General features: G+C 42.5%; 13 protein-coding genes. 10 read left to right on the top strand and 3 right to left on the bottom strand.

Going from position 1 to position 12755, the window contains the following annotated elements:
* The first annotated feature begins 30 nt into the window (after positions 1 to 30).
* From MSHOH_RS05385 to MSHOH_RS05335, 10 genes are all read left to right on the top strand, one after another.
* Positions 31 to 2223 carry an elongation factor EF-2 gene (locus MSHOH_RS05385; RefSeq protein WP_048137973.1) on the top strand — a complete coding sequence of 731 codons (2193 nt, stop codon included), beginning with the start codon at positions 31 to 33 and terminating at the stop codon, positions 2221 to 2223.
* Positions 2224 to 2577: 354 nt separating this feature from the next.
* Complete coding sequence (tuf, locus tag MSHOH_RS05380) at positions 2578 to 3846, top strand: translation elongation factor EF-1 subunit alpha (RefSeq protein ID WP_048137972.1); 1269 nt, start codon at positions 2578 to 2580, stop codon at positions 3844 to 3846.
* A 38-nt stretch (positions 3847 to 3884) separates the two neighbouring features.
* A complete protein-coding gene (rpsJ, locus tag MSHOH_RS05375; RefSeq protein WP_011021276.1) occupies positions 3885 to 4193 on the top strand; it encodes a 30S ribosomal protein S10 in 309 nt (102 codons plus the stop codon).
* A 557-nt stretch (positions 4194 to 4750) separates the two neighbouring features.
* Positions 4751 to 5890 (top strand): aspartate aminotransferase family protein, encoded by a 1140-nt coding sequence (locus tag MSHOH_RS05365; protein WP_239451237.1) that lies wholly within the window; start codon positions 4751 to 4753, stop codon positions 5888 to 5890.
* Between the two features lie 508 nt (positions 5891 to 6398).
* On the top strand, positions 6399 to 7196 hold the full coding sequence (locus tag MSHOH_RS05360; protein ID WP_048137961.1) for a (Fe-S)-binding protein: 798 nt from the start codon (positions 6399 to 6401) through the stop codon (positions 7194 to 7196).
* 143 nt (positions 7197 to 7339) lie between these two features.
* Positions 7340 to 8137: a (Fe-S)-binding protein gene (locus tag MSHOH_RS05355; RefSeq protein WP_048137959.1), complete on the top strand. Its 798-nt coding sequence runs from the start codon at positions 7340 to 7342 to the stop codon at positions 8135 to 8137.
* Positions 8138 to 8174: 37 nt separating this feature from the next.
* Positions 8175 to 8555 (top strand): DsrE/DsrF/TusD sulfur relay family protein, encoded by a 381-nt coding sequence (locus tag MSHOH_RS05350; protein WP_048137956.1) that lies wholly within the window; start codon positions 8175 to 8177, stop codon positions 8553 to 8555.
* 39 nt (positions 8556 to 8594) lie between these two features.
* The gene (locus MSHOH_RS05345) at positions 8595 to 8939 is read left to right on the top strand and encodes a DsrE family protein (RefSeq protein ID WP_048137954.1); all 345 of its coding nucleotides are present in this window, start codon (positions 8595 to 8597) and stop codon (positions 8937 to 8939) included.
* Between the two features lie 14 nt (positions 8940 to 8953).
* A complete protein-coding gene (gene tusB, locus MSHOH_RS05340) occupies positions 8954 to 9250 on the top strand; it encodes a sulfurtransferase complex subunit TusB (protein ID WP_048137953.1) in 297 nt (98 codons plus the stop codon).
* Between the two features lie 249 nt (positions 9251 to 9499).
* Positions 9500 to 10087 (top strand): tetrahydromethanopterin S-methyltransferase subunit A, encoded by a 588-nt coding sequence (locus MSHOH_RS05335; RefSeq protein ID WP_275425576.1) that lies wholly within the window; start codon positions 9500 to 9502, stop codon positions 10085 to 10087.
* Here MSHOH_RS05335 and MSHOH_RS05330 read toward each other — a convergent pair.
* From MSHOH_RS05330 to MSHOH_RS05320, 3 genes are all read right to left on the bottom strand, one after another.
* Complete coding sequence (locus tag MSHOH_RS05330) at positions 10084 to 10404, bottom strand: DUF6951 family protein (RefSeq protein ID WP_048137949.1); 321 nt, start codon at positions 10402 to 10404, stop codon at positions 10084 to 10086. The genes MSHOH_RS05335 and MSHOH_RS05330 overlap by 4 nt on opposite strands.
* Before the next feature lie 188 nt (positions 10405 to 10592).
* Entirely contained in the window at positions 10593 to 11642 is a 1050-nt protein-coding gene (arsB, locus tag MSHOH_RS05325; RefSeq protein WP_048137948.1) for an ACR3 family arsenite efflux transporter, read from the bottom strand.
* 401 nt (positions 11643 to 12043) lie between these two features.
* Positions 12044 to 12625, bottom strand: coding sequence for a TIGR00288 family NYN domain-containing protein (locus tag MSHOH_RS05320; protein WP_048137946.1), 582 nt, complete (start codon positions 12623 to 12625; stop codon positions 12044 to 12046).
* Positions 12626 to 12755: the final 130 nt, after the last annotated feature.

Here is a 12755-nt window from a genome sequence, read left to right as displayed (position 1 = left end):
TCATTCACTTTCACTTAAAAGGTTATTAGCATGGGACGAAGAAAGAAAATGGTCGAGCGTGTGACAACGCTCATGAATGATCCGCAGAGGATCAGAAATATCGGAATCGTTGCACACATTGACCACGGTAAAACCACATTATCGGACAACCTGTTAGCAGGCGCAGGCATGATTTCCAAGGAACTTGCCGGAAGACAGCTGTTCATGGACTCCGATGAAGAGGAACAGGCAAGAGGTATTACAATCGATGCCTCCAACGTTTCCATGGTTCACACATTTGATAATGAAGACTACCTGATCAACCTTATCGACACCCCGGGTCACGTTGACTTCGGTGGGGACGTTACCCGCGCCATGAGAGCAGTAGACGGTGCGGTAGTGGTAGTTGACGCAGTAGAAGGCACTATGCCCCAGACCGAGACTGTGCTGAGGCAGGCTCTCAGGGAACATGTAAGACCCGTGCTTTTCGTTAACAAGGTAGACAGGCTTATCAATGAGCTGCAGGTTGATTCTCAGGAAATGCAGGTTCGCCTCGGAAAGGTTATTGACCACGTGAACAAGCTCATCAAGAACATGAACCCCGAAAAGTTCAAGGCCGGCTGGAAAGTCGATGCTGCAGCCGGAACCGTAGCTTTCGGGTCAGCCCTTTACAACTGGGCAATCAGTGTGCCTATGATGAAGAAGACCGGGGTTTCCTTCAGCGATGTATATGACTATTGTAAAGCCGGAGATATGAAGACCCTGGCAGAAAAGTGCCCGCTTCATGAAGCTGTTCTTGATATGGTTATTCACTTCCTGCCAAATCCTCTTGAAGCACAGAAGGGCAGGGTAAAGGTCATCTGGCACGGCGATGAGAATACCGCAATCGGAAAGTCCATGTCCAGTGCAGATGCAGACGGAGATCTTGCATTCATGGTAACTGACATTTCAATTGACCCCCACGCAGGAGAAGTGGCAACAGGAAGGCTGTTCAGCGGTTCTCTTACCCGTGGTATGGAAGTCTTTACCTCAGGAACTGCAAAGAAGAGCAGAGTCCAGCAGGTTGGTATCTTCATGGGTCCCGAAAGGCTTGAAGTGGACAAGATTCCTGCAGGAAACATTGCCGCAGTTACCGGTTTAAAAGACGCGATCGTCGGGTCCACCGTAACCACCCTTGACGGTATGGCTCCTTTCGAAAGCATCAGACACGTAAGCGAACCTGTGGTGACCGTGGCTGTCGAAGCCAAACACACCAAAGACCTCCCCAAACTCATTGAGGTTCTCAGGCAGGTCGCAAAGGAAGACCCGACCCTCCAGATTACTCTGGATGAGGAAACCGGGGAACACCTGATGGCAGGTATGGGAGAACTTCACCTGGAAGTTATCGCCCACAGGATCGAAAGGGACAAGAACGTGGAAATCACCACGAGCAAGCCTATTGTCGTTTACAGGGAAACAATTAAGAAGAAGATCGAGGCTGTTGAAGGAAAGTCTCCGAACAGGCATAACAGATTCTACATCTATGTTGAACCCCTTGACACTGAGATTGTCAGCGCAATCAAGGAAGGGGAAGTCAGCATGAACATGCCTGAACTTGAAAGAAGGCAGAAACTCATTGACCTTGGCATGGATAAAGAACAGGCAAAAGGCATTGTCGGCATTTTCAACTCCAATATCTTCATCGATATGACCAAAGGTATCCAGTACCTTAATGAGACAATGGAACTTGTGCTCGACGGGTTCGAAGAAGTTATGCGGGCAGGTCCGCTTACCAGAGAACCTGTAGCAAATGTAAAGTGCGTGCTCGTAGATGCAAAGCTTCACGAAGACGCAATCCACAGAGGTCCGGCTCAGATTATCCCTGCAGCAAGGCAGGCAATCCAGGCAGGTATGCTTATGGCAGAAGACAGTCTGCTTGAGCCTTACCAGAAGGTCTTTGTCCAGGTACCCCAGCTTACAATGGGTGGTGCGACGAAGGAACTTCAGGGCCGCCGCGGTATCATCCTTAACATGACCACTGAGGGAGACCTGGCAATTATCGAGTCCAGGGTACCTGTGGCTGAAATGTTCGGGTTTGCCGGAGAGATCAGGTCAGCAACCGAAGGGCGTGCCATGTGGAGCACGGAGTTCGGAGGCTTTGATGTTGTGCCGTCAAGCATCCTGAACGAAATCGTTGGCCAGATAAGGGAAAGGAAGGGCCTGAAGAAAGAGTTGCCCAGAGCTTCCGACTTCCTTTCGATGTAAGCGGAAAAAATTCCGCTTTTCCTATTTAAGGCATAAATTATTAAGTCAAAATTCCCTGCTCACTCAGAAGAGGAAAATCTGGGAGTCTTCAAAGAGAAGAGTTCTAAAATTTTCATAGAGTAAATTCAATGGGAAAGGTTTAAAACAAGGTATGCCTATAATGGGGAAAACAGTCCAGGCCGCTGGAAATTCAAATTACACTGACCCGATAAATGTCCAAAACGGGAAGTTATAAGTAATGGTTGAAAGAAGACCGGAGAAGGTCTAATCATTACGAGATCTGCCCTAATATTAATATACTATAATTTGATATAGCATTGAAACTCATGCAGAACTTATAAAGGAGATTTATAAATGGCAGCAGACAAACCGCACATGAATTTAGCAGTAATTGGTCACATTGACCACGGAAAGTCAACCTTCGTAGGACGCTTAATGTACGATGCAGGAGCTGTACCTCCACACATCATCGATAAGTTTAGAGAAGAAGCAAAGCAGAAGGGTAAGGAATCCTTCGCCTTCGCCTGGGTTATGGACTCTCTTAAGGAAGAGCGTGAAAGAGGTATCACAATTGACATCGCTCACAAGAGATTCGACACAGACAAGTTCTACTTTACAGTCGTAGACTGCCCTGGCCACCGTGACTTCGTTAAGAACATGATCACAGGTGCTTCCCAGGCTGACGCTGCAGTTCTCGTCGTTGCAGCTCCTGATGGTGTCATGGCCCAGACTAAGGAACACATCTTCCTTTCCAGGACCCTCGGCATCAACCAGCTTATTGTTGCAGTTAACAAGATGGACGCAGTAGACTACAGCGAAGCCAGGTACAAGGAAGTCGTTGAGCAGGTATCCGGCATCCTTAAAATGATCGGGTTCAAGCCAAGTGAAATTCCCTTCGTTCCGACCTCTGCATTCTACGGTGACAACATCGTAAAACACAGCGATAAAACTCCCTGGTACAAGGGTCCCACCATGATGGACACTCTCAACAACCTCAAAGAGCCTGAAAAACCATCCACTCTCCCACTCAGGATCCCTGTCGAAGATGCATACACCATCTCCGGTATCGGTACTGTCCCTGTAGGCAGAGTCGAAACCGGTGTAATGAAGAAGGGTGACAAGGTAGTCTTCATGCCAGGCGGAGCCGGCGGTGAAGTTAAGTCCATTGAAATGCACCATGAAGAAATTCCACAGGCAGCCCCTGGAGACAACATCGGCTGGAACGTTCGTGGTATCGGCAAGAACGATGTCCGCAGAGGAGACGTTTGTGGTCATGTTGACAACCCGCCAAAGGTTGCTGACGAATTCGTAGGACAGATCGTTGTCCTTCAGCACCCCTCCGCAATCACTGCAGGATACACACCTGTTTTCCACGCTCACACCTCCCAGATCGCATGCCAGCTGATCGCTCTTAACAGGAAGCTGGACCCGAAGACCGGGCAGGTTAAGGAAGAAAACCCGACTTTCCTTAAGGCCGGAGACGCAGCAATCGTTACCATCAAACCGACAAAGCCGATGGTCATCGAGCCCGTAAAAGAAATTCCACAGCTCGGCAGATTTGCTATCCGTGACATGGGTATGACAATTGCCGCAGGCATGTGCATGAGTGTTAAGCAGAAATAACACTCTCCTTTTTTCATTTTTTAAGGAGAAAAAAGGTTATGCAAAAAGCTAGAATAAGATTGTCAGGCATCAGTCCCAAGGATCTGGACGGAGTCTGCAACCAGGTAAAGTCAATTGCGGAAAGGACAGGAGTTAACATTTCAGGGCCTGTTCCGCTGCCCACAAAGAAGCTTGTCGTCCCTACAAGGAAGAGTCCAAGCGGTGATGGGACTGCAACCTGGGACCACTGGGAAATGCGCGTACACAAGAGGCTCATCGACATAGCAGCCGATGAAAGAGCACTCCGCCAGCTCATGAGAATCCAGGTCCCCAAAGACATAAACATCGAGATTGTACTCGAAGGATAAATGCAAAAAAACGCCAGGTTACAGAACACCTCTCTGTACCCGGTCTTGCAAATTTTCCTTTCACTTTGTTATTCCTGAATATTTACTTTGTTCACTTTTTGAGGAATTACCGGCGGATACCCGCTGAAGGGATTTTCAGCCCGCCGGGATATTCTGCAAATCTCTTTCTGTGATGTTCTTCTTGATCTTCTTTCTGTAGTACCGATACTTACAAGTTCGATGATTATCCAAAACTTCGATACTGAGAAAATCTCTATAACCATTTGCCCAAGCAATATTCCATACTTTTTGTATCTCCTTAGTTATATTAGAGAACAATATCCACGAAAATGAGATTGAAACTCTTCTATAAGTCTGGTAAGATACTATTTTCCTGTATCAACAGATTGATAAAGTAGAATAGTTTCAATTGAATGCATCGATACCGAACGATGAGTTGAGATAGCAACGCTTAGGCACTATCCTCAAATTTCTTTCGGTAGCGATAGAGGAAGTGATTAATAACGTCAAGCAAGACAACATTCGAAATAGAAGACAAGTGTCTTCCGCCTTTCTTCGTGAAGCAGAAAATCTCCATTGAAAAAGGAGAAGGAATTTATGTATGGGATGAAGAAGGGAAAATATATATTGATTTCACATCAGGTTGGGGTGTAACATGTATTGGTCATGCAAACCCTGTCATTACCGATGCCCTGCTTGATCAAGGAAGAAAAATAATCCAAAATCCCAATTCAGGACTTACGTATTCTCCTGCACGTGCTCGTCTACTATCCTTACTGGAAGGAATTTTGCCTCCAAATCTTACGAGAGTATTCTTCACAAACAGTGGAGCTGAAGCAAACGATGCTGCCATCAAATTAGCTCGGAAGGTAACAGGCCGACCTGATATCATTTCTACATATCAAAGCTTTCATGGACGTACTATCAGTACAACATCGGCAACAGGTCAGGCCAAGCATAGGGATAGGTATAGTCCTCTGATGCCCAATTATCGGTTCGTTCCATATGATAACTTGGAAGCTCTGAAGCGTTCTCTGGACGAGAATGTTGCAGCAGTAATCATTGAACCTATTCAAGGGGAAGGTGGAGTTCGTGTACCATCCAAAGAATATCTGAAAGAGGTAGATGCCCTGTGTAAGAAGAATGGGAGCCTGCTGATCATGGATGAGATCCAAACAGGCTTTTTTAGAACAGGACCAGCTTTTGTTACAGGCTCCTGTGGAGTGAAAACAGATTTTCTTACAATGGCGAAGGGAATTGCAGGTGGTTTCCCATTCGGTGCTTTTGCTTTATCTGAGGCAGTCGCAAAGAAGCTTGAAATAGGCGATCATGGAGGTACATACTGTGGCAACCCTCTCGGTTGTGCTGTCTCCTACGCAGTGATAAAACACCTGATGGATAACAATATTTCTAGAAATGTAGAAGAAATGGGCGGTCTTGCCCTGGATCGGATGAGCCTATGGAAGAATATCTATGGAAATTTAATTGCTGACATAAGGGGAAAAGGGCTTCTTATCATGATCGAGTTCCAGAGTGAAGATGTTGCCACAAATGTCAAAAACGAGTGCTTGATAAGAGGTTTATTTGTCACTCAGACACAGGGTAATGGGATCAGGATATTTCCCGCGCTAAATATTAAGAAGGATGAATTAGAGAAAGGACTTCTAATTATCGAGAAAGCAATGAAAAACATTTAAAACTCTCTAAAACTTTATTGTAGCTGTCTAAACTCGTCTCTTATGAAAGTAGATCAAAAAAAGTACATTATTGGATTGATAGAAAAGTATTAAAATTTATAAGTACCAAAGCTTTGTAGCCGACTTAGGCAGCTTAATATGCATTTTTCGTTTCTGCTTAAATCATTCGCTCATTTTATACTGATGAGATTAAAGTGCTCCAAAATATTAAAACGACTTGATTAAATTTTCCTATTACTTACTATGACTTTATTGTAAAACCTACACCTAAATCCAAAAAGTGGTATAAAAAATCCGCTCAGAAATGTAATACAGGGATTTATGAATACCTTAATAAAGTCTGAACTCTACGTTTCATATCAATCTTTTTTGATACCTGTCCTGCGGGTTTTTATGAACTAAACCCATATCGATTAAAAGAATTGAAATTCATTTTTGAAAGAAGAATACCCGATACTGTTATGTCAGAAAATGAGTTAAACTTTCATAACTCTTGTAGGTTTTAGAGATGCCTGGAAATCCTAATGAGATAAAGCTTGTAAACAACGCTATGTCCAACACTACTCGAAGAAAGATAATGAACTTTTTATCGACAGGAGACAAAAGTACCGAAGAAATTGGAGGAGAAGTAGGGAAGACCATGCTTGATTTCCATCTCAAGCTTCTTCAACAGGCAAGTCTGATTGAGATCGAAGAAGGGACTGTGAAACTAAGCGAATATGGTAAGAATTTCCTTAAAGAGAAAGAAGAGAAAGGTGCGGATAAAACTGCAGATCTCTCTCAGGCAAAACCAATAGAAATTACTGAAGTAAGACAGCTATTACCCTGTATAGCTGATTCCTCAAAATTCAGGGTAATTGCAAATATAGCTCCTCCCCTGGGTGGAACCCTCAAGGTTCTTGAGCCACTTTTTCCCAGAGGCAAATATTCGGACAAAATAGGCGCCCTGATAATTCAAAAAGGAGAGGTTATTACAACCATTTATGGTAGCGGAAAGGTAACCATGACAATGATAAGAAGTGAAGGTGAAGCCAGAGACTCTCTCCAGAACTTGAAGAATACTATCAATGAAGCCACAGTAAAAGGAGTTGTCCCAGCCCCGCGGGAAAAAGTCAGGGTAGAACCTATGGAAATTTACAAATACCTGCCTCAGACCAACTGTGGCAAGTGCGGTGAGCAGAGCTGCTATACCTTTGCTATAAAACTCATGGGAGGGGAGGTCACCCTGGACAAATGCACACCTCTCAAAGAACCGGAATATGCAACCAATTTCGAGCAACTGCAGGTCCTGTGTGCGTACATCTGAACCGGTTTTATGAAAAATTCATTAAACCGAGATTTTTAAGACGCTAACTTTAGTGTTAACTGGCAGCTCCATGCCATATCTCCGAATATATTAATGTTACTGTAAGAGATTACCTTGCAGGAATAGCTTCGACAGGTGTTAAGATGCCGGGAGACCAGAATGAAACAAAACTCGTAAGCTTTGCTATAGCCAATGGCACCCGACGGAAAATTATTAACTTCCTGGCGAACGGATCTAAAAGTACCGGGGAAATAGGAGAGATAGTTGGGAAAGCAACGCTTGACTTTCATCTCAGAATATTGCAGCAGGCAGGTCTGATTAAATTAGAAGAAGGAATCGTAAAGTTAAGCGAATATGGCAAGAATTTCCTTAAGAATAAAACCGAAAAGAGTGAGGAAAAAACTGTAGACTTTTCTCAAGCAAAACCAATAGAGATTGCAAGGATCAGACAGGTTTTGCCCTGCATAGCTGATTCCTCAAGACTCAGGGTGAGTGCAAATATGACTCCATCTCTGGGTGGAATCCTGAAACTCCTGGAGCCCCTCTTTCCAAGAAGTAATTACTCAGATAGAAAAGATAGCTTGATAATTAAAAAAGGAGAAATCATCACAACTATTTACGGTAGTGGGAAAGTCATCATAAGGATGATCAAAAATGAGGATGAAGCTAAAGAAGAACTTGAAAGACTGAAGAGTATTATCAATGAGGGTATTGCAAAAGGTGAAGCTCCAGCTCCCAGAGAAAAGGTAAAGGTTGACCTGATGGAGATCTACAAACACCTGCCCCAAACCAACTGTGGCAAATGCGGCGAACAAGGATGTTACAGTTTTGCCATCAAGCTTATGGCCAGACAGGCTTCTCTGGAAAAGTGTACGCTTCTTAAAGAACCGGAGTACAAAAGTAATCAGGAGCGTCTACATGTTTTGGTCAATTATATTTAAACCCAGTTAACAAAAATCAACTTACTCGGAGGAAATTTTGAAGACGCTTACTATTGTACTTACCGACGGCCCTTATATTTCCGAATATGCTGAAATTGCCTGCAAACTTGCCGAAGGCGCACTTAAACAATATCAGGTGAATATATTCCTGTACCTGGATGCAGTGCATATCCCCAAAAAAGGCCAGAGTCCATCATTTTTTATCAATACAGGTGAACTTTTCACCGGGCTTGCAGAAAAAGGAGCTGTAATCAGAGCCTGTGCACGGTGTGCTGCTGCAAGAGGTTACATTGTAGAAGAAGAGAATGCTAATGGAAATAACTGCGAAGACTACATTCCCGGAATAAAAATTTCCAGCCTTTATGAACTTTCAGAAATGTTGCATAAGAGTGACAAAGTAATCTCACTGTCAAGATAAGGTTGAAATAACAAGGATTTTTGTGAGATCCAGATTCCTATGAAATCGATACTCTATCTACTGGATACAGCTCCATATGGCAGTGAAAAAGCCTTTGGAGCACTAAATGCGGCTGCAGTAAGTCTTACGGAAATGAACGTAACTCTCGGCCTTTATGGAGCTGGGGTTTATCTTGTAGCTGCTGACCAGGACAGCACAAATCTTGGAATGCCAAACCTTTCAGATATCCTCTACTCATATGGAGAGTTAAGAGTACTTGTGCATGAACCCTCACTAATAGAGAGAGGGCTTTTTGGGGAAACCCTGATAGAGACCATAGAACTTGTCGATGAAGAGGATTTTCTGGAAGCAATGGAAAACTCAGACTCCGTCATCTTATTTTAAAAAGAGGTAATAGTATGCAAGAAGAATATGATATATTCCTGTTGACAAAACCTCCATTCAGCCCGCGGTCGGAATTGTGTCTTAAACTGGCGGTTCGTTCCAAGAATGCCAGGCTTTACCTTGCAGGAGATGGAGTCTATAACCTTCTTTCCGGTATACAGAAACTGCCGGGATGCACAGTTTATGCCTGTCAGGAAGATCTTGAGGCTAGAGCTATAAGCGGCCGAGAAAAGGTTATAATTCCAGACAACTTTTATGCTGTTTTTATAGAGGATATGATGGAGAACTGTAAACATGCATACACATTTTAAATGAAGTAGCAGACAATAAATTAAGGATCATCTGACAGTCTTGTATGGTCGAAAAGCTCTCACCTGAAGTTGCTAAAGAATTAGAATGCGCGCGCCGGCTTAATGAGCCTGACGGTTTTCACACTAATCATTCAACATCAGGAACTCAACTTTATAAGTCAAACAGAAATTAATATCTCAGTTAACAACTCATTAAATGAAAATTATAAATTATCAGAAAGTGAACTAAACAACCTTTTAACATGAAGAATTACTCAGAAAAGGAGCTTTCACATGGGATGGCCTGTAACTTCCGGCGATTACGTAGTAGGAGACCCAAAATCTCCCGTGGCAGTAGTAACCCTTGCTTCCGACTATCGAAGCTTGGACCTGAAAAACTACGCCATCTGCGGAACCTGTTTTACGGAAAATTTCGGGATTGAGAAGGTAATAGTTAATGTGCTTTCGAACCCTCACATCAGCTGCCTTATTGTTTGCGGGAAGGAAAGTGACCATTTCGCCGGGCAGTCCCTGCTGGCACTTGCCGAAAACGGGATTTCGATTTTAGGAGGGTCAAAAAAGATTATCGGATCCGAAGGAGTGATTCCTTATCTTGACGAAATTCCGGCGACCGCAATCTCCCGCTTCCTCCGGGAAATTGAAGTTATCGACCTTGTAGGGACAAACGACCCCCCAGTCATTCAGCAGGCAATCGATTCCTGCAGCGGAAAAGAAAGAAACGAAGCCCCGGAACTTTCCATGCCCGAAATTCATGAACATAGCTGGAAGAAATATGAATCTGTAAAGCAGAATATAATGTCCAAAATTAAAAAAGGAGGCAAATTCTTCCTTTTTTAAACTTCATCAAACTCTATACTGATGCTACCTGCTTTTTTTACTAGAGATTTTGCAAGGAAGCCACTCTCCATTCTGCAGAGATTGAGTACTGCGCAGGGAACAAGGCAATTTGAGGAGCACTGCGCTTCCTGTGCTCTATCGATAACGTAATTGTTTTTGATATCCAGAATTTCCATCATGGGAACTTCCATGTGAGAGAATTTCTTTATCTTTTCACATGGGGTTTCTATGTCAACAATTATTTTATTTCCTTTTTTGCTTCCGTGTATCTTGTGAACGAAACCACAGATAGTAGAATTTACAGTAAATTCAGACATTTAGTTATCTCCTGGCTCATTGAGTTATTCTATTTATATAAGATTTAAAGGCTTTATTCTTTCTCTAACCATTCGTAAATTCACTTACAATTTCCATTTCTTAATTTTGCATTTTTCTGAACTCAATCATCTCAATTAACTCAATATTATTTTTCATCTTTTTGATCTTCAATGTCAGGCTGTGTGTTTTAAGTCCATACAAATTTCGTATTATTTTTCTGCATGATCTTAACTAACGACAGCATCACCGGTACTTCTACTAGCACCCCCACAACAGTAGCAAGCGCTGCTCCAGAATCCATCCCGAAAAGGATAAGGGCTACGGCCACAGATAGTTCAAAGAAATTGCTTGCTCCTATAAAAGTCGAAGGTGCTGCTTCCTGATAGGGAATTTTTAATTTTCTGGCTCCCACATAACCGACAGCAAAGATCAGGTAGGTCTGGATTATAAGGGGGATAGCTATCAAGAGGATGTGTAGGGGATAATTGATAATTTTGTCTCCCTGAAATACGAAAAGAAGAACCAGAGTAACTAATAACCCAGCTGGCGTTATCCATTCGATCTTTTTTATCATCGTGTTTTCGAACCAGGTGATGCCATTATTCCTTATAATAAGGTATCTTGTCAGCATTGCAAGGCCAAGAGGTATTGCTACATAGAAAAGCACAGAGACAAAGATTGTCATTAAGGGTACCGGGAAATCAGTGGTAACTCCAAGAAGGAACTTTCCAAGCGGGGCAAAGAGAACGAGGATGATAAGGTCGTTTACTGAAACCTGGATGAGTGCATAGTTGATGTTTCCTCTGGCAAGATAAGTCCAGACAAGTACCATTGCAGTACATGGAGCAAGACCCAGCAGGATCATTCCTGCTATATATTCTGTCTGCAGATCCACCGGTATAAGGGACGAGAAAACAACGCGCATAAAGAACCAGGCAATAATCGCCATTGTGAAAGGCTTGATCGCCCAGTTTATGATGAGTGTTAGTGTGAGAGGCTTTGAATTGCTTTTTAACCTCAGAATTTCTTCAAAGTTAACTTTAAGCATGATGGGATACATCATTATCAGAAGGACGATTGCAACAGGAATCGAAACATTTGCTATTTCGAGCCTGCTTAGGGAGTCTGCAAAAGCTGGAAAGATGTAGCCTACTGCTGTCCCCAGACTTATACAGACTGCAACCCAGATTGAAAGGTATTTACTGAAAAAATCGAGATCTCTTTTTTCTTCGGTCATTAAAACCACTCCCTTTTTTAAGTTTTATGAAGTTCTCTACCTAAAAAATAAATCAGGGTAGACTTCTTTCTTCGTTTTCTAACCGTCTTTTGTTTTAAAGACCTGAATTATTATAATATCATTAAATTGATATATATGGATATGATGATATAAAGATTTCGAAAATCTGATGAGAATCGTAGAAATTAATAATTTTAATGAGTAATTTAAAGTCCAAGTAAGAAAAAATTAAAATAAATCAGTAGTTTTATACGACACAATGTCAAAATCTAGTGATAAACATAAAAATCAAAAATCACTAGATTTTGGAACTGAGTCGTTTTGTACACTTTTAAGATACTCGACTCTAAATGGAACTTCTCTTTATAAAAATAGAGAAAAACTATGCTTAAAAAGAGAAATCAGGTCTTTTTCACAGATTCTTCATACTCGTCTTTCTGATAGTCTTCGAACTCCGAAGCATTATGTTTATTCTCTTCAATTTCATCATCATAACCACTCATGCGTTTTTTGTCCATGAGAATGACATAATCCGCAGAGTTTTTGAGCGCTGTGGAAAATCCGGGCTCAACCCCAAAGACAATGGTCTCTTTCCCGTGTTCATTTGCTTTGTTCAGGAGTGGTTTGAAATCAGCATCTCGGGTTACGATTGCAAGGGTATCTATATTGGGGTTGTAGACCAGTTCCATGCCCTCTACTGCAAGGCGCACATCCACATCACTGGAACAGATGATGGGCTCAAGTCCATGGTTTTCAATAGCCTCGACAAGCTTTTCAGATGCGTACTGGTTCAGAAAAACGCGCCCGATCTTGATATTTCCGTAGCTCTTCAGAACGTCCCTTATTTCCTCAAGATTTACATCAAACTCTTTTCTGAGGATGTTCGGTCCATCTACCAGAAGTCCTATTTTCCTCCTGCCGACTTCTTTATTAGTACGGAGGTATCTGGAAATGGAATCAAGTCCGCTTTTTACAGGTTTCATTATCAATGTCCTCTATGATCCTTACAGTTTTACTCAATCTGCATCTCAATACATATTAGAAGATTTTGAATTTTTAATAATAATTAATTGTCCCTGTTCTTTTATTAAGTAATCCATTTCCTGATTTCTT

Source organism: Methanosarcina horonobensis HB-1 = JCM 15518 (assembly GCF_000970285.1).
Lineage (GTDB): Archaea > Halobacteriota > Methanosarcinia > Methanosarcinales > Methanosarcinaceae > Methanosarcina > Methanosarcina horonobensis.
Note: the sequence above shows the minus strand (reverse complement) of the source record. Positions and strands in the feature narration are given on the sequence as shown.